The 20,138-nt window shown below is 71.2% G+C and carries 24 protein-coding genes; 10 read left to right on the top strand and 14 right to left on the bottom strand.

Features of this window, described 5'->3' with window-relative positions:
- Positions 1-13 precede the first annotated feature (13 nt).
- From EXU32_RS14585 to EXU32_RS14575, 3 genes are read right to left on the bottom strand one after another with little or no spacing between them, the layout of a single operon-like run.
- Positions 14-370 carry an ArsC/Spx/MgsR family protein gene (locus tag EXU32_RS14585; RefSeq protein WP_130630560.1) on the bottom strand — a complete coding sequence of 119 codons (357 nt, stop codon included), beginning with the start codon at positions 368-370 and terminating at the stop codon, positions 14-16.
- A 47-nt stretch (positions 371-417) separates the two neighbouring features.
- Positions 418-1,335: an exodeoxyribonuclease III gene (locus EXU32_RS14580; protein WP_130630559.1), complete on the bottom strand. Its 918-nt coding sequence runs from the start codon at positions 1,333-1,335 to the stop codon at positions 418-420.
- Positions 1,336-1,355: 20 nt separating this feature from the next.
- Positions 1,356-1,670, bottom strand: a complete 315-nt coding sequence (locus EXU32_RS14575) for a GNAT family N-acetyltransferase (RefSeq protein WP_130630558.1) — start codon at positions 1,668-1,670, stop codon at positions 1,356-1,358.
- 164 nt (positions 1,671-1,834) lie between these two features.
- Between EXU32_RS14575 and gdhA the strand changes: the two genes are divergently transcribed.
- Positions 1,835-3,190, top strand: a complete 1,356-nt coding sequence (gene gdhA, locus EXU32_RS14570; RefSeq protein ID WP_130630557.1) for an NADP-specific glutamate dehydrogenase — start codon at positions 1,835-1,837, stop codon at positions 3,188-3,190.
- 137 nt (positions 3,191-3,327) lie between these two features.
- Here gdhA and EXU32_RS14565 read toward each other — a convergent pair whose 3' ends face one another.
- Positions 3,328-3,594, bottom strand: a complete 267-nt coding sequence (locus EXU32_RS14565; RefSeq protein ID WP_130630556.1) for a hypothetical protein — start codon at positions 3,592-3,594, stop codon at positions 3,328-3,330.
- A 109-nt stretch (positions 3,595-3,703) separates the two neighbouring features.
- On the opposite strand from EXU32_RS14565, the gene EXU32_RS14560 reads away from it, so the two are divergent.
- On the top strand, positions 3,704-3,949 hold the full coding sequence (locus tag EXU32_RS14560) for a hypothetical protein (protein WP_130630555.1): 246 nt from the start codon (positions 3,704-3,706) through the stop codon (positions 3,947-3,949).
- A gap of 278 nt (positions 3,950-4,227) precedes the next feature.
- Positions 4,228-5,772 (top strand): DEAD/DEAH box helicase, encoded by a 1,545-nt coding sequence (locus EXU32_RS14555; protein ID WP_130630554.1) that lies wholly within the window; start codon positions 4,228-4,230, stop codon positions 5,770-5,772.
- Between the two features lie 94 nt (positions 5,773-5,866).
- Here the strand turns inward: EXU32_RS14555 and EXU32_RS14550 are convergent, their stop codons facing one another.
- The 4 genes from EXU32_RS14550 to EXU32_RS14535 are packed head-to-tail and all read right to left on the bottom strand — an operon-like array spanning position 5,867 to position 9,328.
- Complete coding sequence (locus tag EXU32_RS14550) at positions 5,867-6,655, bottom strand: acyl-CoA thioesterase (RefSeq protein ID WP_130630553.1); 789 nt, start codon at positions 6,653-6,655, stop codon at positions 5,867-5,869.
- A gap of 34 nt (positions 6,656-6,689) precedes the next feature.
- Positions 6,690-7,532, bottom strand: a complete 843-nt coding sequence (locus tag EXU32_RS14545) for an SDR family NAD(P)-dependent oxidoreductase (protein WP_130630552.1) — start codon at positions 7,530-7,532, stop codon at positions 6,690-6,692.
- Between the two features lie 53 nt (positions 7,533-7,585).
- Positions 7,586-8,320 carry a hypothetical protein gene (locus EXU32_RS14540; protein ID WP_130630551.1) on the bottom strand — a complete coding sequence of 245 codons (735 nt, stop codon included), beginning with the start codon at positions 8,318-8,320 and terminating at the stop codon, positions 7,586-7,588.
- A 36-nt stretch (positions 8,321-8,356) separates the two neighbouring features.
- Positions 8,357-9,328 (bottom strand): WXG100 family type VII secretion target, encoded by a 972-nt coding sequence (locus EXU32_RS14535; protein WP_130630550.1) that lies wholly within the window; start codon positions 9,326-9,328, stop codon positions 8,357-8,359.
- A gap of 93 nt (positions 9,329-9,421) precedes the next feature.
- On the opposite strand from EXU32_RS14535, the gene EXU32_RS14530 reads away from it, so the two are divergent.
- Together EXU32_RS14530 and EXU32_RS14525 are read left to right on the top strand one after the other, a co-directional pair.
- Positions 9,422-10,222 (top strand): maleylpyruvate isomerase family mycothiol-dependent enzyme, encoded by an 801-nt coding sequence (locus EXU32_RS14530; protein ID WP_130630549.1) that lies wholly within the window; start codon positions 9,422-9,424, stop codon positions 10,220-10,222.
- A 103-nt stretch (positions 10,223-10,325) separates the two neighbouring features.
- Positions 10,326-11,336, top strand: a complete 1,011-nt coding sequence (locus tag EXU32_RS14525; protein WP_130630548.1) for an aldo/keto reductase family protein — start codon at positions 10,326-10,328, stop codon at positions 11,334-11,336.
- 147 nt (positions 11,337-11,483) lie between these two features.
- Here EXU32_RS14525 and EXU32_RS14520 read toward each other — a convergent pair whose 3' ends face one another.
- The 3 genes from EXU32_RS14520 to EXU32_RS14510 all read right to left on the bottom strand — a co-directional run bounded on the left by EXU32_RS14520 (position 11,484) and on the right by EXU32_RS14510 (position 13,984).
- On the bottom strand, positions 11,484-12,266 hold the full coding sequence (locus EXU32_RS14520; protein WP_130630547.1) for an isocitrate lyase/PEP mutase family protein: 783 nt from the start codon (positions 12,264-12,266) through the stop codon (positions 11,484-11,486).
- A gap of 135 nt (positions 12,267-12,401) precedes the next feature.
- A complete protein-coding gene (locus EXU32_RS14515) occupies positions 12,402-13,004 on the bottom strand; it encodes a hypothetical protein (protein ID WP_130630546.1) in 603 nt (200 codons plus the stop codon).
- Complete coding sequence (locus tag EXU32_RS14510; RefSeq protein ID WP_130630545.1) at positions 13,001-13,984, bottom strand: hypothetical protein; 984 nt, start codon at positions 13,982-13,984, stop codon at positions 13,001-13,003. Before EXU32_RS14510 ends, EXU32_RS14515 begins: the two co-directional genes overlap by 4 nt.
- Positions 13,985-14,146: 162 nt before the next feature.
- Between EXU32_RS14510 and EXU32_RS14505 the strand changes: the two genes are divergently transcribed.
- From EXU32_RS14505 to EXU32_RS14485, 5 genes are all read left to right on the top strand, one after another.
- Positions 14,147-14,596, top strand: a complete 450-nt coding sequence (locus EXU32_RS14505) for a methyltransferase family protein (protein ID WP_207233813.1) — start codon at positions 14,147-14,149, stop codon at positions 14,594-14,596.
- A 113-nt stretch (positions 14,597-14,709) separates the two neighbouring features.
- The gene (locus EXU32_RS14500) at positions 14,710-15,186 is read left to right on the top strand and encodes a pyridoxamine 5'-phosphate oxidase family protein (protein WP_130630544.1); all 477 of its coding nucleotides are present in this window, start codon (positions 14,710-14,712) and stop codon (positions 15,184-15,186) included.
- A 149-nt stretch (positions 15,187-15,335) separates the two neighbouring features.
- Positions 15,336-16,586, top strand: coding sequence for an ergothioneine biosynthesis protein EgtB (gene egtB, locus EXU32_RS14495; RefSeq protein ID WP_130630543.1), 1,251 nt, complete (start codon positions 15,336-15,338; stop codon positions 16,584-16,586).
- Entirely contained in the window at positions 16,583-17,560 is a 978-nt protein-coding gene (egtD, locus tag EXU32_RS14490; protein ID WP_207233811.1) for an L-histidine N(alpha)-methyltransferase, read from the top strand. Before egtB ends, egtD begins: the two co-directional genes overlap by 4 nt.
- Positions 17,557-18,180, top strand: coding sequence for a hypothetical protein (locus EXU32_RS14485; protein WP_130630541.1), 624 nt, complete (start codon positions 17,557-17,559; stop codon positions 18,178-18,180). Before egtD ends, EXU32_RS14485 begins: the two co-directional genes overlap by 4 nt.
- Before the next feature lie 24 nt (positions 18,181-18,204).
- Here EXU32_RS14485 and EXU32_RS14480 read toward each other — a convergent pair whose 3' ends face one another.
- From EXU32_RS14480 to EXU32_RS14470, 3 genes are read right to left on the bottom strand one after another with little or no spacing between them, the layout of a single operon-like run.
- Positions 18,205-19,215 (bottom strand): NADP-dependent oxidoreductase, encoded by a 1,011-nt coding sequence (locus EXU32_RS14480; protein WP_130630540.1) that lies wholly within the window; start codon positions 19,213-19,215, stop codon positions 18,205-18,207.
- A 6-nt stretch (positions 19,216-19,221) separates the two neighbouring features.
- Entirely contained in the window at positions 19,222-19,644 is a 423-nt protein-coding gene (locus tag EXU32_RS14475; protein WP_130630539.1) for an organic hydroperoxide resistance protein, read from the bottom strand.
- A complete protein-coding gene (locus EXU32_RS14470) occupies positions 19,641-20,093 on the bottom strand; it encodes a MarR family winged helix-turn-helix transcriptional regulator (protein ID WP_130630538.1) in 453 nt (150 codons plus the stop codon). The genes EXU32_RS14475 and EXU32_RS14470 overlap by 4 nt, the downstream gene beginning before the upstream one ends.
- Positions 20,094-20,138: the final 45 nt, after the last annotated feature.

Below are 20,138 nucleotides of genomic sequence, written 5' to 3'. Positions count from 1 at the left end.
CCCGAGCGGGTGGTCAGCCCGTGACGAAGGCAGCGACCCGCTCCTTGGGGCGGCCGATGATCGCGCGGTCACCCTTGACGATGACGGGGCGCTGCATCAGGCGCGGGTGCTCGACGAGGACGGCGACGACCTGGTCGACGGTCGCGACGTCGGCGTCGGTCAGGCCCTGCTCCTTGAAGAAGGAGTCGCGGCGGACCAGGTCGGTCGGCTCGTCCTCGAGCTTGCCGATGAGCTCGCGCAGCGCGGCCTCGTCGAGCGGCTCCTTGAGGTACTGGAGCACGTCGGCCTCGACGCCGACGCCGTCGAGGTTGTCCAGGGCAGCGCGGGAGGTCGAGCACTTCGGGTTGTGCAGCACGGTGACATCGCTCATGTGCCCACGTTAGTCCGCGCCCTTCGAGACGGCCGCGGACGGCCTCCTCAGGGTGCCCAGGCATAGTCCACGACGACGGCCGCGTGGTCACTGACCCGCTCCGGTCCACTCGCCGGGCGGTCGGTGCCGGCCGTGACGGCCCGCTTGGCCAGGCCGGGGGTCGCCAGGTGGTAGTCGATGCGCCAGCCGGTGTCCCGGTCGAAGGCGCCGCCCATCCACGACCACCACGAGTAGGGGCCGTCGGCGTCGGGGTGCACGCTGCGCACGACGTCGACGAGCGTGCGCGGGGAGATGATCGACCCGATCCACTCGCGCTCCTCGGGCAGGAACCCCTCGGCCTTGTTGCTCGTGCGCCAGTTGGTGAGGTCCTGCCGGGTGTGCGCGACGTTGAGGTCGCCGAGCAGGAGGAACTCGCGTCCAGCAGCCTTGGCCGCCTTGCGGGAGCGGTCGAGCTGCCGGGCGAAGGAGGCGAGGAAGCCCATCTTGCGGTCGTACTTGGCCCCGCCGTCGGGGACCTCGCGACCGCCGGGCTTCTGCAGGTGGGCGGGCAGGCCCCCCTTCGGCAGGTAGAGCGAGGCCACGGTCAGCGCAGAGTCCGCGAGATCGACCTCGATGTAGCGCCCCTCGGAGGCGAAGGGGGACAACCCGCGCGCCATCGTGCCGGCCGGGGCGGGCTCGGTGTGCAGGTGCTCCTCACCGGGTGCTCGCATGAGGACCTCGCCGTCCCAGGTGCGCACGGCCGTCGGGCGGGTGCGGGTGAGGACGGCGACGCCGTTGCGGCCGGCGAGATGGCCGGGCTCGTAGGCCAGGTGGTAGTCCCTGAAGACCCCGCTGGGCAGTGCCTCGGCGGGGCAGCGGACCTCTTGGAGCGCGACGACATCGGGTGCGCGCTCGGCCAGCCAGGCCTCGAAGCCCCTGCGCTGTGCTGCTCGGATGCCGTTGACGTTGAAGGTGGCGATGCGCATGGGTTGGGGTGGTTCTCCGCTCAGGCGTTGATGGCCGCGAGGTCCGCGGGCGTCACCGGTGAGGTGATGTCGTCGTGCTCGGGGTGCTTGGTCAGCCACTTCTTGACGTAGGGGCAGACGGCGACGAGGGTCAGGCCCTCCTCGCGGGTGGCCTTGACGGCCTCCTCGACGACGATGCCGGCCAGGCCCTGCCCGCCGAACTCCTCGCCGATCTCGGTGTGGAAGAAGACCCGGCGTCCGTCGTGGTCGGCGAACTGGGCGAAACCGGCCACGACACCATCACTGGTGATCTCGAAACGATCGGGATTGCGCTCGCGGCTCACGGGTGTACTCATGTCCCAACCCTCCCACGGCCCCCCGCGACGATCCCTGAGCAGGTCGCCCAGCGACCGCTTCGAAGGGTGTGACTCCCTTCTCACCTGCAGGACGCACACGTCCTCACAGCGGTCGCGCGGTTACCGTGAGCGGCATACGTTGCCCCATCTACGACGGAGAACGCATGTCCACCACCGCTCTGCACCCGAACTTCCAGGCCCATTTCGACGAGGTCATCGCCCGCAACCCGGGGGAGAAGGAGTTCCACCAGGCGGTCTACGAGGTCATGCAGTCCCTGTCGCCGATCGCCGGGCGGGTGGACGAGTACGCGCAGTGGTCGATCCTCAAGCGGGTGTGCGAGCCGGAGCGTCAGATCATCTTCCGGGTGCCGTGGACGACGGACTCCGGCGATGTCCAGATCAACCGTGGCTTCCGCGTCGAGTTCAACTCCGCGCTCGGCCCGTACAAGGGTGGCCTGCGCTTCCACCCCAGCGTCAACTTGTCGATCATCAAGTTCCTCGGCTTCGAGCAGGTCTTCAAGAACTCGCTGACGGGCATGCCGATCGGTGGCGGCAAGGGCGGCTCGGACTTCGACCCCAAGGGCAAGTCCGACACCGAGATCATGCGTTTTTGCCAGTCCTTCATGACCGAGCTCTACCGCCACATCGGTGAGTACACGGACGTCCCGGCGGGCGACATCGGCGTGGGCGGCCGCGAGCTGGGCTACCTCTTCGGTCAGTACAAGCGGATCACCAACACCTACGAGTCCGGTGTCCTGACGGGCAAGGGCCTGTCCTGGGGCGGGTCGCAGGTGCGCACCGAGGCGACCGGTTACGGCACCGTCTTCTTCGCGCAGGAGATGCTCAAGCTCAAGGACGAGTCCCTCGACGGCAAGCGGGTCGTCGTCTCCGGGTCCGGCAATGTCGCGACGTATGCGGTCGAGAAGATCCACCAGCTCGGCGGCACCGTCGTGGCCGTGTCCGACTCCGGTGGCTACGTCGTCGACGAGGCCGGCATCGACCTGAAGCTCCTGCAGGAGATCAAGGAGGTCCAGCGCGGCCGCCTGACCGACTACGCCGAGGCGAAGGGGGGCGCTGTCCGCCACATCGCCGACGGCACCATCTGGGACGTCCCGGCCGATGTGGCCCTGCCGTGCGCGACGCAGAACGAGCTCTCCGAGGAGCACGCGACCACGCTCGTGAAGAACGGCGTCAAGCTGGTCGCCGAGGGCGCCAACATGCCGTGCGTCCCGGCCGCGATCGACGTCTTCCGTGACGCGGGTGTCCTCTACGCCCCGGGCAAGGCCTCCAACGCCGGTGGCGTCGCCACCTCTGCCCTGGAGATGCAACAAAACGCCAGCCGCGACACGTGGGGCTTCGCAGAGACCGAGGCCCGCCTCGAGGACATCATGCGCGACATCCACGACAACTGCGTGGCCACCGCCGAGGAGTTCGACACCCCCGGTGACTACGTCGCCGGCGCCAACCTCGCCGGCTACATCAAGGTCGCCGACGCCATGGTGGCGCAGGGCGTCATCTGATCCACCCCGGTCCCTGAGGAGGTTGCGCAGCAACCGTCTCGAAGGGACGCACGAGCTGTGGCTGGCCGCACCTGGTGTGGTCAGCCACAGCTCGTGGTGCTGCTGGCGACACGAAGTGCGGCTGACTTGCCCCTACCTCAGTCGTGGCAGCAGCAGGGGCAGTCCTCCTCCTCGTGGTGCGCGAGCTCGAAGGGGGAGCCAAGGCACAGTGAGATGAGCGAGACGCAGTAGCCGTTGTCGCAGATCTCGAAGTCCCCCCGCTCATGGGCGCGGAGCAGCTCGGTGGCAGCGAGCATCGCTGCAGCTTCGAGGGCGCTGAGCTCCGGCGCGTAGAGACGGGCCCGCAGCTTCGTCAGCTCAGCGGTGTGGTCGGGGGCGTCGTGGGTTCGCTGGGTGCAGTCCATGCCGCAACCCTGAGCTGGGACGAAGGGAGTGTCAGCTCCCGTCGTCGGGTCGTAGCTGGACTGCAGCTTGGCTCTGGTCTCGGCGCCCAACTCCTGAGAAGCTGCGCCCATGGCGAGCAACAAGGACATCCTGAAGACGTGGGTCGTCGAGGCCCTCGAGTCCGAGAAGCATGAGATGTCTGTTCTTGAGGTCGCGAAGTTCGTGTGGCAGCACCACGAAGATGACCTCCGCAGCTCCGGCGACCTCTTCTACAGCTGGCAGTACGACCTGCGCTGGGCGGCTCAGGTCCTGCGTGACGAGGGAGTCCTGAAGTCGAAGGACGGCAAGAGAAGCGGTGGCTGGGAACTCGCCTGATTGGCGCCTCCCGTCCTGCTCCTTGTGGTGAGTCACTCTGACCCACCAGGAGGAGCAGAACGGGAGTCACCGGAGAGCGCCCTGGCATGCCGGCCCGAGGCGGTTTTCGCCCCCTCGTCCACACGAGTGGTCAAGGCCCACCCCCTTCGGCCGCTACACTTGACGAAGCAGCCGCCCAGTTCTGCAGTGCGCTGCTTCTCTTTTTGCAACGATGCCATCGCGCCGCGATACCCCTGCCTTCCGCAGGACGGACCCGCGCCGGGCAGAACCGAAGCATCATGACTCCGTATTGGAGCACCCCCTTCGTGACCACCACGACTTTCGCCGACCTCGGCGTACCCGCCGCCCTGACCTCGATCCTCGAGAAGGACGGCATCACCATCCCCAGCCCGATCCAGGCGGCCACGCTGCCTGACTCCCTCGCCGGCCGGGACGTCCTCGGCCGCGGGCGTACCGGCTCGGGCAAGACCCTCGCCTTCGTCCTGCCGATGCTCGCACGCCTCGCGGCGAGCGGCCGCACCCGCCAGTCCAAGCGCCCCCGCGCGCTGATCCTTGCCCCGACGCGTGAGCTCGCGACGCAGATCGACGACGTGCTGGCCCCCTTCGCCTCCGTCCTCGGCATGCGCAGCCGCACCGTCTTCGGCGGCGTCGGCCAGGGCCCCCAGGTCCAGGCCATCGGCAAGGGCGTCGACGTGGTCGTCGCCTGCCCCGGTCGTCTCGAGGACCTGATCAACCAGGGCCACATCGACCTCAGCTCCGTCGAGGTCACCATCCTCGACGAGGCCGACCACATGTCCGACCTCGGCTTCCTGCCGGTCGTCAAGCGCATCCTCGACAAGACGCCGCGCGGCAGCCAGCGGATGCTCTTCTCCGCCACGCTCGACGGCGCGATCAACCAGATCGTCAAGCGCTACCTCGAGTCGCCGGTCACCCACGAGGCCGACTCGGCGCAGTCGCCGGTCGCCAAGATGACCCACCACGTCCTGCACATCCACGTCAACGACCACCTGCCGGTGCTCACCGACCTGGTCGCTGCCCCCGGACGCAAGGTCGTCTTCACCCGCACCAAGCACCGCGCCAAGAAGATGGCCCGCCAGCTCAACGCCGCCGGTGTCCCCGCGGTCGAGCTGCACGGCAACCTCAGCCAGAACGCGCGCACCCGGACGATGGAGGCCTTCCACTCCGGCACCGCGTCCACGCTTGTCGCGACCGACATCGCCGCCCGCGGCATCCACGTCGACGACGTCTCGCTCGTCATCCACGCCGACCCGCCGGTCGAGCACAAGGCCTACCTCCACCGCTCCGGTCGCACCGCGCGCGCCGGCGCCGAGGGCACGGTCGTCACGCTCATGACCGACGAGCAGGTCCGCGACGTCAAGGACCTCACCCGCAAGGCCGGCATCAAGCCGACCACCACCCGCGTCAACGTCGGGCACGAGCTCCTCGCGCAGCTGGCCCCCGGCGAGCGCTCCTTCCCCGGCGCCTTCGTCCACGAGGGCGCTGCCCCGCAGGGCAACGGCGGCGGCTCGAAGGGGGGTTCCCGCGGCGGTGGTCGTGGTGGCCAGTCCCGTGGCGGCCAGGGCGGCGGCCAAGCCAGCTCCTCCCGCGGTGAGCGCGGCGGCGCCGGTCGCAACCGCAACGGCGGCGGCTCCGGCTCCGGCGGCGGACAGTCGCGTGGCGGCTCCGGCGGCGGTCAGTCCCGCGGTGCATCGGGCGGCCAGCGTCGCTCCGGCGGCCAGGGCGGCGGCTCCGGTCGTCAGGGTGGCTCGCGCGGCGGCAGCGTCGTGGCCTTCAGCTCCAGCAGCTCGGGCCGCAACCGCTGACCTGAACCCGACCGCCTGAGGCGGCGTGGACATCGACGAAGGACCCGGCTATTGCCGGGTCCTTCGTCGATAACCGTGCCCTGTGCTCGGGACCTCAGCCGAAGATCGACACCGTCTGCCGACTGATCGCGACCAGTCGCCCGTCCGGGTGCCAGATGCGCGCGTCGGTGTGGGCGTAGCCGTCGGTGGCGGCATCGGTCGTCACCGAGTAGGCCCAGTGCGTGTCCGGCTCGGCGCTGACGTCGTCGACGAGCTCGAGCGTCCAGGTCAGGCTGCTGCCGTTGGTCGGCTTCGACACCATCTGCAGCACCGCGGGCGGCCACGAGTCGGCGAGGGCGATCATGTGCCGCTCGTCGAAGGTCGGCGGCGCCTCGCGGAAGCGCATCCACCCGGTCATGTGGGAGGTCGTCGCCCCCGACATCGGGAAGCCGCCGTCGGCCAGACGCATCTCGACATGCTGGAAGAAGTCGGGCGTCATGCCCGCCAGGTAGGGGAAGGGGTCGATCGTCATTGGCTCGGGCAGCGTCGGCATGACGGCCGTGGGCCCCACCCGGATCGCCGACTCACGCGCCGCGCCGAAGGCCGCGAGCACCGCCGCAACCGGCTTGTCCTCCTGCCGCATCAGCACCAGGCCCTGGGTGGCGCTCGACCCGGCGCGCAGGACCGTCGCGTCCACCTCGGCCTCGCCCGGCGCGACGGGCGCGACGAAGTTGACCGTCAGGCTCCGCAGCGGCGGCCGCGGGTCGGTGGTCAGCTGCGCCCGCAGCCCGGCGTAGGCGAGCGCGCCGACGAGTCCGCCGTAGGTTGCCCGGCCCTGGCCCCAGCCCCCTTCGACGTGGGCAGTGCCGGTCGCGGCCTGGTCGAGCATCTCCTGCAGATCCATGGCTGAACCCTAGTTCAGGTCCACCGCGCGGCCGTCACCCGTCGAGCTCGAGCTGTGCCCGGTAACCCTCGCGGTAGGTGGGGTACCTCAGCTGCAGCCCGGTGCGGCGCAGCCGCGCATTGAGCATCCGTCGGCCGGTCGGCTCGACAGCCCCGGTCGGTGTCGGGCGCGCCACCCCCAGCGAGTCCGCGACGAAGTCCCGCACGGCACCCGCAAGTGCCGGCTCGTCGTCGGTGCCGACGTAGAGATCGGCCGGCTCCTCGGGCATCGTCAGCAGGTGCACGATCGCGGTGGCGGCGTCCTCGCGGTGGATCCGGTTGGTCCAGCGCCCGGGGTCAGGGTTGGCGCCCTCGCGCACCGTGCGGACCAGGCGGTTGCCGGCCGCTCCGTAGAGACCGCTCAGCCGCAGGATGCTCCCGTGGGGGACCGCCTCGTGGAAGAGGGCCTCGGACTCCAGCAGGATCTTGGGTCGATCCGCTTGCGGCGCAACGGTGGTCGTCTCGTCGAGGTCGCCCTCCAGGTCGCCGTAGACGCTCGTGGACGACACGAGGACGGCCCGTCGCGGGACGCCGGCACGCAGGACCGCCTCGAGCCCGCGGCGTACCCCGTCGACATAGGTCGTCCGGTATCCGGTCGGGTCGCGGCGGTCGGGCGTCATCGTGATGACCAGCAGGTCCGCGGGCAGGTCCGGCACCTCGCCCGCCGCCAGATCGGCCGACACCCCGGCGAAGCCCTCCGGCAGCGCGGCGACATTGCGCCGCACCCCGGTCGCCTCGTGGCCCGAGGCCAGCAGCGCGGTCCCCACCCTGATCCCGAGGTCACCGCACCCCAGCAGGACGGCGCGAAGGGGGGAGGCGTCCGATCGGTCTGTGGTCACCTTCCGATCGTCTCATCGTGGGTGCTCACGTCGTCCCCGAGGGCGGCCGCGGGTCAGACGGTCTGAGGGACCGGCAGGTCAGCCTCGACGACCTGCGTGGTGTCCGTGATCGCGCCGTCGGTGGCCACCTCGACGTCGTGGCGCACGAGGTCACCGTCGGTGACGGTCCACAGGCGCACGGTCCATGGCCCGTCGCCGCTGGCGTTCGCCGCGGCGATCTCGGTGCGCTCGCGCCGCAGGGCATCGATCCGGTCCGACTCGGCCTGCGACGGGGAGGGGACGAAGCGCATGTCGTCGACGGACTCGATCCGGGCATAGCCCCTGCTCATGTCACGCGTCGCGTCGGCGTACACGCCGGCCAGCTCCTCGGCCTGGTCCGCGCTCGTCACCCGGGCACCGTCAGCGACCTGGGCCCAGCGCTGCGGGAACCCGCTGAGGACGACGACCTCGCGACCCTCGTCCTTGACGCCCATGAACCACCGCTGCGGGTGCGCGCCGCCTCGGGGGAGCACGTCGACGACCTGCCAGTCCGAGAGTGCAGCTGTGGCGACGGGGGTGATCGTCGTGGTGTCGGAGCGCAGGGCGTCCGCGATGGTCGGGCTCGTGCCCTCCAGGGTCGTGGCCATCTGGTCCTTCATGTCCGGGTCTCCTGCGGTCGCGGTGGTGTGAGAGGTGCTCGTGGTGCTGGTCGTGCCGCCGGGGTCGGCGCACGCCGCGAGGGGCATGAGTCCGACGGCCAGGGCGAGCATGGCGGGGCGGAGACCGAGTCGTCGCGTGATGGTCTGCATGGTCCTTGGACGTTACCCATCCTGTCGTGGTTCCGGTCAGTTGGCGTTGTCCCAGGCGTTGCCGTAGTAGTCGGGATAGGAGTCGCCGGTGTTGCTCGTCTCGTAGTACCCGCTGGTGAAGAGCGCGTAGATCGCGTCCTCGCCGGCTCGGGCCGCCTCGTCGGGTGTGCTGCCCCCTTCGATCGCGGCGTCGTACGCGGCGTCGTAGTCCGCCTCCGCGCGCTGGACGGGGACGTCCATGCCGGCCTCGCGCTGCTCCTTGGCGTAGAGGACCTCGCTCGCCACGGCCTCGGTCTCGTCGCGCAGGGAGTTCGCGACGTAGTCCTCTCGAGGAGTCTCCGTGATGCTCGCGTTGCGATCCTCGGCATCCCACTGCGCATGGCTCGACTCGTGGACGATCGTCGACGAGTTGGCGTAACCCTCGCCGATGATCATGGCGTTGCGTCCCGCGTCGTAGACCGCGCCCGTCTGGTTGGGGTCGTGGATGATCTCGATGTCGTTGCGAGCCATCCAGTCCAGGGTCGCGCGACCCGAGGGCGTCGCGAGCATCTCCTGCACGATCGGGTCGTCCCGGTCGGCGCCCTCGGGCAGCTCGACGTTGTCGGCACCCGGGTCCTCCCTGGGTGTCCACGGGTCCTGGCCGAAGAGACGCCGCAGGGCGCTCCAGAACCCGTCGCGGGCATCGTTGTCGTCCGGTCTCACCGGACCGTCCGGGGCGGCGGGCGAGCCACCCCCTTCGCTCCCGGCGCGCTGATCCTGCGCCTCACGTCGCAGCTGGGTCACGACGTCCTGCAGCTGTTGGGCCGCCCGCTCGACCTGCTGGCGCGAGGTCGTCCAGTCGGCGGAGAACTGCTCGACGTCGCTGCCCTGCCACGCGTCCTCGAGGATGCGCATCATGCCGGTTCCCTGCTCGCCCGCGCTGGTGAGGCGGCGCGCCTCCTGCTGCAGGCTGCCGGCGATCAGGTCGAGGCGGTCGGTGTCGGCCCCGTGGCTCAGCGGCGGTGTCATCGACGTCCCCTGTGTGTGGTCGGTGTGCTCGTCCACACCCTAGGAAGGCATCTGACCGGGGTCGATGGGGAGGACTCCCCCTAGGCTGCCCTCATGACGCGACCCGACCCGCTGGCCCTCTGGGAGCAGACCTCCCAGGACCTCCTCGCCGTGCTCCGCGACCTGACCGACGACGACTGGGCCAAGCCGGCGTTGCCGGGCTGGAGCGTCCAGGACGTCCTCGCGCACCAGGCGCACCTCGAGTCCGAGGCCGCGGGGATGCCGCAGCCCGAGGGCGGCCGTGTCGACATCGCGGTCGAAGGCACCAGGCCGATGACCAGCGACATCACCGAGGCGGGGGTGGTCGCGCGTCGGGGTCGGTCCGTCGCAGAGCTGCTCGACGAGCTGGAGACGGCCTGCGTCCGCCGCCGCGAGGTCCTCGCCGACCTCGACATCTCCGACCTCAAGGCTCCAGCCCCGGGGCTCGTCGGCGTGCTCGGCTGGGACCTGGGTACCTGGCTGCGCAACCGGCCGATCGACCTGTGGGTGCACGAGCAGGACATCCGCGTGGCCACCGGGCGCCCGGTGACGACGACCGGCGTCGGCGCGCAGCACGTGGCCGGACTGATGACGAGGGTCTTCCCGACGACCCTGCGGCGGCTGCCGGCCGGCACCGCCGTCGTCGCCCGCATCACCGGCCCGCAGGGCCGGGTGCTCGCTGCCCGCGTGGGCGAGGACGGGAGGGCTGCTCCCTTCGACCCGAGCGAAGGGAGCGACGTCACCCTCGAGATGGACGACGTGACCTGGCTGCGGCTGACCGAAGGTCGGATCACGCCCGACGAGGCGCAGGTGCAGGTCACCGGCGACGAGGGGATCGCGGCGATCGTCCTAGGGCGGCTCAACGTCACCCCCTGACCCTTCGAGACCGTTGCTGCGCAACGGCCCACGCGGAGCGTGGGACCCACTCAGGGACCGCCGGGGTGTTGCGGGGGAGGGGGCTCGGCGTAGCGTGCGTCACATGGACTATCGACACCTTGGCAACAGCGGTCTCAAGATCAGCGAGATCGCCTACGGCAACTGGCTCACCCACGGCTCCCAGGTCGAGGCCGACGCCGCGACGGCCTGCGTGCGCGCGGCTCTCGACAACGGGATCTCGACCTTCGACACGGCCGACGTCTACGCCAACACCAAGGCGGAGAGCGTCCTCGGTGAGGCGCTCAAGGGCGAGCGGCGCGAGTCGCTCGAGATCCTCACCAAGGTCTACTGGCCGACCGGCCCCGCGGGGCACAACGACTCCGGCCTCTCGGCCAAGCACATCCGCGAGTCGATCGACGGGTCGCTGCGCCGCCTGCAGACCGACTACGTCGACCTCTACCAGGCGCACCGCTACGACACCGAGACGCCGCTCGAGGAGACGATGCAGGCCTTCGCCGACGTCGTGCGCCAGGGCAAGGCGCTCTACATCGGCGTCAGCGAGTGGACCGCCGAGCAGATCCGTGAGGGCCACCGCCTCGCCTCGGACCTGGGCATCCGCCTGATCTCCAGCCAGCCGCAGTACTCCATGCTCTGGCGGGTCATCGAGGACGAGGTCGTCCCGACGTGCGAGGAGCTCGGCCTCTCGCAGATCGTGTGGAGCCCGGTAGCCCAGGGGATCCTCACCGGCAAGTACCTGCCCGGTCAGCCCCTGCCCGAAGGGAGCCGCGCCGCCCACGAGGAGGTCGGCGGCTCGATCTCCGGTCGGGTGAACGACGACGCGCTGCTCACCGCGGTCCAGGGCCTGAAGCCGGTCGCCGACGAGGTCGGCCTGTCGATGGCGCAGCTCGCCGTCGCGTGGGTCCTGCAGAACTCCAACGTCGCCGCCGCCATCATCGGTGCCTCGCGCCCCGAGCAGGTCGTCGAGAACGTCAAGGCGGCCGGCGTCACGCTCGAGCCCGAGGTCCTGGCCACGATCGACACCGTCCTCGGCGAGCACGTCCAGCGCGACCCTGGCCTGACCGCGGCCAACGCGCCGAAGAAGCGCCCCAGCTGACCGTTCGAGTCACGCCGTCGACCTCGCGCGACTGAGGGCGTGCCGGACTGCGGTTCGCCCAGTCCCATGAGACGTGCATTGCCTTAGGGCAATGCACGTATTCGTGGTCAGGGCCCGGCCACCCGTGCGGCCTCGGGCTGCACGGTGCTAGCTGCGCCCTGCGGACCCGAGCCACGGGCCGGTGAGGTCGGCGATCGAGCCGGTCAGTGCCTTCTGCAGCAGGGGCCCGAAGGTCACGCGTCGAACCCCGGCGTCGCGCAGTTCCTGCAGGGATCCCGACGCGGCTCCGTCGACGGGGTGCGCCGTGACGTTGACCGGCAGCGAGGTCGCCGCCATCAGCGCGGCGAGGCTCGCGGCGTCGGGGACCTTCACCGGGTAGACGCTGCGGGCGCCGGCCTCCTCGCAGGCCTTGACGCGGGCGATGGCCTCGGCGAGCGGGTCGGGGAACTTGTCGGTGCCGTGCAGGAGCGCATCCGTGCGCGCGTTGATGACCAGCTCGACGCCGGCGGCGTCGGCGGCCTGCCGGATCGCGGCGATGTAGTCGGCGTGCTCGGCGATCTCGCGCACCCGGCGACCCTCTGAGTGCACGGTGTCCTCGACGTTGATGCCCACGGCGCCGGCGTCGAGGACCCGCTCGACGAGCTCGGCCGCAGGGGTGTCGTAGCCGGACTCGACGTCGGCCGAGACGGGGACCGTCACGGCCGCGCAGATGCGGCGGATCCCGTCGAGGGCGTCGTCGAGGGTCATGGCCTCGCCGTCCTGCTGGCCGCGCGACTCGGCGAGCGGGTGGCTGCCGATGGACAGTGCGCGGAAGCCGGCGTCAACCGAGGCGCGGGCCGACCACGCGTCCCACACCGTCGGCAGCACCAGCATCTCGCCGGTCTGGTGCATCTGGAGGAGCTCGCTGGCCTTGCTCGTGACGTCACTCATGGGCCCACCCTCGCAGTGGCCAGGGCTGCGGACAAGACCGACGGCCGGGCGGTCCCACTGATCCACCCGTGGGGCCGCCGGATCGGCCGGATGCCCGATCCGGTGCCTCCGACCCGGCACGGCCCGGACGGCGGGTCAGTGGACCTGCGGCACCGGGAGATCGTCGGCCATGAGCGTCGTCGTCGTCGAGGTGGACCCGTCGTGGTGGACCTCGACCTCGAGCCGCTCGACGGCATCGCCCGCGCGCACCCAGGTCGTCACCGTCCACGGCCCGTCGCCGACGGCGCTCGCCGGGCCGATCCGGTCGGCCAGGTCCGCCCGGACCTGCTCGATCCGCTGACGCTGCTCGTCGCCCGGCCGCGGTAGCCACCGGATCTCGTCGACGTGGGAGAGGCGCTGGTACCCCTTCGACCGGTCGTGGGTGGCGTCTGTGCGCACCACGGCCAGCTCCACCGCCTGCTCGGCGGTCGTGACCTCGGCGTCGGTGGCGAGGGCGTCCCACCGCTCGGGGTGCCCGGTCAGCACGACCACGCGGTCGCCGTCGACCGCGACGAGCCAACGCGCCGGGTGCGCCGGGCCGCGCCAGAGCACGTCGAGCACGCGCCAGCCGGGCAGGGCCGACAGCGGGACTCGCGTGAGTGTGGTCGCGTCGTCGGTGACGACCGACGTCAGCAGGGCGTCATCGGTCGCGGCCGCGATGGTCGCGGCATCACCGGTGGTGGTCGGGTCAGTGCTCACGGGTTCCTCTCGTCCCAGGCCTCGCCGTAGTACTCCGGGTACGACTCCTCGGTGTTGCCCGTCTCGTAGAACCCGCTGGTGAAGAGCTCACGCACGGCTGCTCGTCCGGCGGCGTCGGCCTCCTCGGGGCTGGCGCCCTCGGCGAGCGCGGCCTCGTGCGCCGCCGTGTAGTCGACGTAGGACTGGTCGGTGATGGCCTCCGGGTCCTCGCTCGTCGCCTGGAGGTACTCGACCTCGGCGACCATCGCGTTGACCTCGTTGTCGAGCTGGGCGTCGATGTACTCCTGCCGCTCGACCTCCGTGACGTCGACGTCCATGCCCTCGACGTCCCAGCGCGCGTGGGCCGCCTCGTGGATCAGCGCGGTCACGTCGGCACCGCTCGCCAGCATGATCGTGTCGCTCCCCGGCGAGTACTGCGAGGCCGGCCCGCCGTGGATGATGACGATGTCGTTGTCCCGCAGCCACCGGAGCTGCTCGCGCCCCTCGGGCGACTGCATGAGCTCCATCGCGACCGGGTCGGTCACCGAGAGGCCCTCCGGCATGTGCCGGTTGCCGATCTTGATCAGCGTGTCGATCATGCCGCTCGGCGTCAGCCCGATCTTGGTGCCGTCGCCGCTGCCCCCGTCACCGTCATCACCACCACCGTTGCCTCCGCCCCCGCTGGGCTCGGGCGACAGAGGGTCGCCTGCGGGGGAGCCACCGCTGATCCCGGAGCTCACGCCCGTCTGGTCGTCGGCCTGGCGGAGCAGCTCGGCCGCCGTCTGCTGGAGGTGATCGGCGGCCAGCTCGATCGCGCGTCCGGCGCCCTGCCAGGCCTGTGCGAAGTACTCGACGTCGGGTCCCTGCCACGCGTCGACGAGCACCCCGAGCGAGCTGTTGCCGCAGGTCCCGGCGTCGCGCGTGCGCTCGGCGCAGCCGGTGAGCGCACGCGCGATGCTCCGCAGTCGGTCGGCGTCCGCGCCGTGGGTCACCCCTGTCATGCGATCCCCTCCGTGGTGGTACCCGGAGCCTAGGCAGGCTGCCCCGGCGTGAGGAAGGGGGAGAACTCCCCGGGTGCTCCGTGCCAGCGGGTGGGGGAGCCTCTCGTGAGCTCGAGCCAGCGGGGGCTGTTGCTGCGGTCGTGGCGTCACTACCCTTGGTGGATGGACGCACTCTCGGTCGCGAAGGCACCTCCGGTGATGCTTGCGGCGTCCTTGCTCGCCCAGCGTCTGCTCACGCGGGGCGCGGCGACGCCGGCCACCACCTCGGTCCTCGGCGCCACGGTGGCGGTCGCCGGCATCGCGGTCGCGGCAGCCGGCATCCGCGAGATCCGCTCCGCGGGGACCACCCTCGACCCGATGCGTCCGGGCGACGCCACGCAGGTGGTCCGTCGGGGCATCTTCCGCTACTCGCGCAACCCGATCTACCTCGGGGACGCCCTGCTGCTCGCCGGGTACGCCATCCACCGCCGCGACCCGCTCGCGCTGCTCCCGGCCGTCGGGTTCGTCGGCGCCATCGACCTGCTGCAGATCCCCGCGGAGGAGGAGGCGCTGCTCGGGCGCTTCGGCTCGACGTACGGGGAGTACGTGGCCACGGTGCGGCGCTGGTTCTGACCCAGGCGAGCGCCCCGAGGGCACCAGCGACACCCGACCGCGGACACGCGGGTGTGCCCGCCCTCGGAGCGGGTAGTGCCTCGCGGACCCAGCCGACGACGCAGGAGGCCCTCATGGCCGACAAGACCGAGACCGAGACCGTCACCGAGATCATGCAGGACACCAGGATCGCCGTGCTCACCTATGCCGAGGACGGGCGACTGATGTCGGTGCCGATGGGCACCCAGGACCTCGACGACCCCGGGACCATCCACTTCCTGACCGAGGCCCACTCGGACAAGATGCAGGCGATCGCGGCCAACCCGCAGGTCAACGTCACCTACTCCGGCGACGGCGGCTGGGTGAGCGTGAGCGGCACCGCTGCGCGCAACGACGACCGCGCGCTCCTCGAGCGCCTGTGGGACCCGTCTGCCGGTGCCTTCATGGAGGGCGGTCCCGACAACCCCGACAACGTCGTGCTCACCGTGTCCGCGGAGACCGCCCGCTACTGGGCCACGCCGGGCAGCGTCGCCACGGTCGTGCAGATGGCCAAGGGTCTCGTGAGCGACACGAAGCCCGACCTCGGCGACACCGGGACCGTCTCCCTCTGACGTCGCCCGCCGCCGCGGAAGCCTGCCGCTCCAGCACGCCAGAGGTTGACCGCGCACGCAGGCAGGGCAACGCGTAGCGTCGACCGTGTCCGAAGCTCCATCTCCCGGTGCCCGACGGTGGTTGTCAGCCCCGTCGCATGGAGGACAGCATGACCACGACCGTCGCCCGACCCGACCTCGCGGCGCTGGCCGCGCGCTTCGCGGAGGTCCGCACGCGGACCGACCGCCTCACGCACGGCCTCAGCCCCGAGGACCAGACCCCGCAGTCGATGACCGAGGCCAGCCCGACCAAGTGGCATCGTGCCCACACGACCTGGTTCTTCGAGGAGTTCGTCCTCGGCGCCGACCCCGGCTACCGGCCGCGCGACCCCGCCTTCCGCTATCTCTTCAACAGCTACTACGAGGCAGTCGGGGAGCGGCATCCCCGCGCGGCTCGCGGCCACGTGACCCGCCCCGGCATCGCTGCGGTCGCGGCCTATCGCGCCGACGTCGAGCAGCAGGTCGCCGCACGTCTCGAGGCGGGCACGCTCACCGAGGAGCAGCTCGATCTCGTCGAGCTCGGCTGCCACCACGAGGAGCAGCACCAAGAGCTCCTCCTCATGGACATCAAGCACCTCTTGTCGGGCAATGTCCTCCAACCGACCTACGTCGAGCGAGCCCCCGACGACGACCCCACGGCGGGTCCGACCCCCCTTCGCTGGACGCACGTCTCCGGTGGAGTGACGCACGTCGGCGACGACGGCGCCGGCTTCGCCTTCGACAACGAGCGCCCCCGCCACCGGGTGTGGCTCGAGGACGTCGAGATCGGCACTCGGCAGGTGACCAACGCCGAGTGGTTCGACTTCATCGCCGACGGTGGGTACACGCGCCCCGACCTGTGGCTCTCCGACGGATGGGCGAGCGTGCAGGACGCCGGGTGGCGGGCACCCGGCTACTGGCGCGAGGACGACGACGGGAGGTGGACCACCTTCACCCTGTCGGGCCGTCGGCCGGTGGTCGCCGCCGAGCCGGTGTGCCACGTCTCCTTCTTCGAGGCGGACGCCTTCGCCCGCTGGGCAGGTCAGCGTCTGCCCACCGAGCAGGAGTGGGAGGCCGGTGCCGCGAGCGGGCTCGAGGTGCGGGGCGGCCTGCTCGACCCGCAGCGTTGCCACCCCAGCCGGGCGAGCGAGGTGACCCTCGGCGACGTGTGGGAGTGGACCGCGAGCGCCTACGTGCCCTATCCCGGCTTCGAGACGGCGCCGGGCGCGGTGGGCGAGTACAACGGCAAGTTCATGAACGATCAGCACGTCCTGCGCGGAGCCTCGGCGATCACGCCGCCGCAGCACCCGCGCACGACCTACCGCAACTTCTTCCCCGCAGCCGCCCGATGGGCCTTCTCCGGTCTGCGGCTCGCCCGATGACCAGCACGCAGGAGCAGACCGACCAGCGCCACGAGCTCGAGGAGGACCTGCGCGAGGGCTTCTGGGCAGACCCGCCCACGCTGCCGCCGCGGTGGTTCTACGACGAGCGGGGCAGCCGGCTCTTCGACAGGATCACCTCCTTGCCCGAGTACTACCCGACGCGGGCGGAGCGCGAGATCCTGCAGCAGCGCAGCGCGCAGATCCTCGAGGTCACCGGCGCCCGCAGCGTCCACGAGCTGGGGGCCGGGACCTCCGCCAAGACCAGGGTCCTCCTCGACGAGCTGACCGCTGGTGGCCGGCCGGCCACGTATGCGCCGCTGGACATCAGCAGCGAGGTGCTCCTGGAGACCGCCGAGCAGCTGCAGAGCGAGTACCCCACGCTCGCGGTCGAGCCGGCCGTCGCCGACTTCCACCACCTGCCGCCGCTGGCCGGTGCGGACGGGGAGCGGCTGCTGCTCTTCCTCGGTGGGACGATCGGCAACTTCACCGAGGACGAGCGCGCGGGATTCCTGCGGATGGTTCGCGCAGCCCTGGCCCCGGGCGACCACTTCCTCCTCGGTGCGGATCTCGTCAAGGACGCCGCCAGGCTGGTGGCCGCCTATGACGACGAGGTCGGGGTCACTGCGGAGTTCAACCTCAATCTCATCGACGTCATCGACCGGATGACTCCGGTCACCGGCCTGCGGCGCGAGGACTTCGAGCACGAGGCCGTCTGGGACGACGAGGCCTCGCGCATCGAGATGCGGCTGCGGGCGGTCCGCGACGTCGAGGCGGACTTCACCGGCATCGGACGCACCTGGCAGCTGGCGAAGGGGGAGCACCTGCGCACCGAGATCTCCCGCAAGTTCGACCCGGGCGAGCTGCGCGACGAGCTGGCCGGCCACGGCCTCCAGCCCGTCGCAGGGTGGACCGACGAGGCGGGGGACTTCTCGCTCACGCTGGCGCGAGTCGTCGAGCACCCGAGCGTGCCGTGACCTCCACCGTGCTCGACCGGTTCCGGGGCCGCATCCTCGGTGCGGGCAGCAGCAGCGGGGTACGCCTGGTCATCGGCGACTGGACGACCTCGCCGCTGGGGGCCTTCACCGACGTCATGGTCGCCACTGCCGACGAGCACCGCGTGCTCCTCGCGCCGAGCGAGGCCGTCGCGGAGTACGTCGCGGCGACCTACTCCTTCGACGAGGTGCGCCTCTGCACGGTGGTCCTGGCCGCCGACGAGCACGAGTGGCGGCTCGACGCAGGACCACTGCGGTGCCGCATCGGGTTGGGGCGCCGCACGCCGGTCGGCCTGCTCCTGCGTCCCGTCCCGGAGCGGGTCGGCCGCAGCCGCGGCTTCGCCCACCTCGCCGACCCGGTCGCCCGCAGACTGCTCCCGGGCGTGCGGACGGTCGGCAGCGCTGGCGGTGGGCGCCGCGAGTACTACGGCGCGCACGACCAGCACCACGTGACCTCGCTCGACGGCACCTGGGAGGGCGAGCCTCTCGGCGACCTGCGGCCCGTCAGCCCGCCCCCGCGCTTCGGCTTCAGCTCCACCCCGGCCGCGCCCGGTCTCACCCGGGTGACGACGACGGTGGCGCGGGTGCCCGAGCGACACTGATGCTCGGGCACCCGCGGCGTCGTCTCAGAGGCGGACGAGCATCTTGCCGGTGTTGGCGCCCTCGAGCAGGTCGATGAAGGCCTGCGGGGCACCGTCGAGCCCGTCGCGGAAGGTCTCGTCGCCCTGCAGCCGGCCCTCGGCCAACCAGCCGGCGGCGCGCTCGCGGTACTCGCCGACGAGCTGCGGGTACTGACCGACGATGAAGCCGCGCAGGGTCAGCCCCTTGCCGATCGCCTGGAAGAGGTTGCGCGGTCCCGGGGCGGCGTCGGTCGCGTTGTACTGCGAGATCGCGCCGCACATGGCGACCCGACCGTGGAGGCGAAGGGAGGAGATCGCCGCCTCGAGGTGGTCGCCTCCGACGTTGTCGAAGTAGACGTCGATGCCGTCGGGCGCCACCTCCCGCAGGCCGTCGCGCACCGGCGTCGTCTTGTAGTTGAAGCCGGCGTCGTAGCCGAGCTCGCGCAGACGGGCGACCTTGGCGTCGGTGCCGGCGGACCCGACGACCCGCTCGGCACCGAGGGCCCGGGCGATCTGCCCGACGAGCTGGCCGACGGCGCCGGCTGCACCGGAGACGAAGACGGTGTCGCCCTCGCGCATCTCGGCGACCGCGGTCAGACCGACGTAGGCGGTCAGGCCGGGCATCCCGAGGACCCCGAGGTAGGCGGAGGCGGGAGCGACATCGGTGTCGATGACCGACACCTTGGCCGCAGTCAGGATCGCGTGCTCGCGCCAGCCGGAGCCGTGCAGGACGTGCTGCCCGACGGCGACGTCGTCGGATCGTGAGGCGATGACCTCACCGACGGCACCGCCCTCGAGCGGCTGGTCGACCTGGAAGGGCGGGACATAGGACTTCGCGTCGTTCATCCGGCCGCGCATGTAGGGGTCGACGGACATGACGACATTGCGGACGAGGACCTGGCCGTCGGCGAGCTCGGGCAGGTCGACGCTCTCGAGGCGGAAGTTGTCGCTCGTCGGGGCGCCGGTCGGGCGCGAGGCGAGGGCGATCTGTCGGGTGCTGGTGGGAAGGGTGCTCATGGGTCCTCAGTCCTGCGTGACCGTGACGGTCACGTCGATGTTGCCGCGGGTGGCGTTGGAGTAGGGGCACACCTCGTGAGCCCGGTCGGCGAGCTGCTGGGCGACCGAGGTGTCGAGGTGCGGCAGGGTGACCTCGAGCTCGACGGCCAGCTGGAAGCCGCCGTCGTCGGTCGGGCCGATGTGCACGCGCGACCCGACGGACGAGTCGGTGACGTCGGCCTCGGCCTGCCGGGCGACCAGCTGCAGCGCGGAGTGGAAGCACGCGGCGTAGCCGACGGCGAAGAGCTGCTCGGGGTTGGTCCCCTCGCCGGAGCCGCCCATCTCCTGCGGGATCGCGAGGTCGAGGTCGAGCCGCCCATCGGCGCTGCGTCCGTGGCCGTCGCGTCCGGCGCCGGTGGCGAGGGCCTCGGCGGTGTAGATCGTCTTCATCGTGGTGCTCCTTGGGTGGGGGTGTCGCCGATCGACTCGCAGAAGCGCTGGGCCAGCCGGCGCAGGGTGGCCAGCTCCTCGGGCTCCATGTCGACGGCGTCGTACAGGCGGTGCTGGATCGCCCCGACCCGGGACTCGAGGTCGAGCCCGGAGTCGGTCAGGTGGATCGTCACGCGACGTGAGTCCTCCCCGTCGCGCCGACGCTCGACGAGCCCGCTCGCCGCCATCCGCGTCAGCAGGGGGGAGAGGGTGCCGCTGTCCAGACGCAGCGCCTCGCCGAGCTCGCTCACGGTCCGACCGTCGCGCTCCCAGAGCGCGAGGAGGGTGACGTACTGGGTGTACGTCAGCCCGATCTCCGCGAGGGCCTCGCGGTAGGCCGCCGTGGCCGAGCGGGCCGCCGAGTAGAGGGCGAAGCAGATCTGGTGGTCGAGCTGCTGGGAGGTCTTCACCCGTCAACAATTGCACACAACTTAGTTGTGCACAACTGAATGCTC

This window comes from Janibacter limosus (assembly GCF_004295485.1).
GTDB classification, from domain to species: Bacteria; Actinomycetota; Actinomycetes; order Actinomycetales; family Dermatophilaceae; genus Janibacter; species Janibacter limosus_A.
This window is presented reverse-complemented; position numbering and strand designations above follow the sequence as displayed.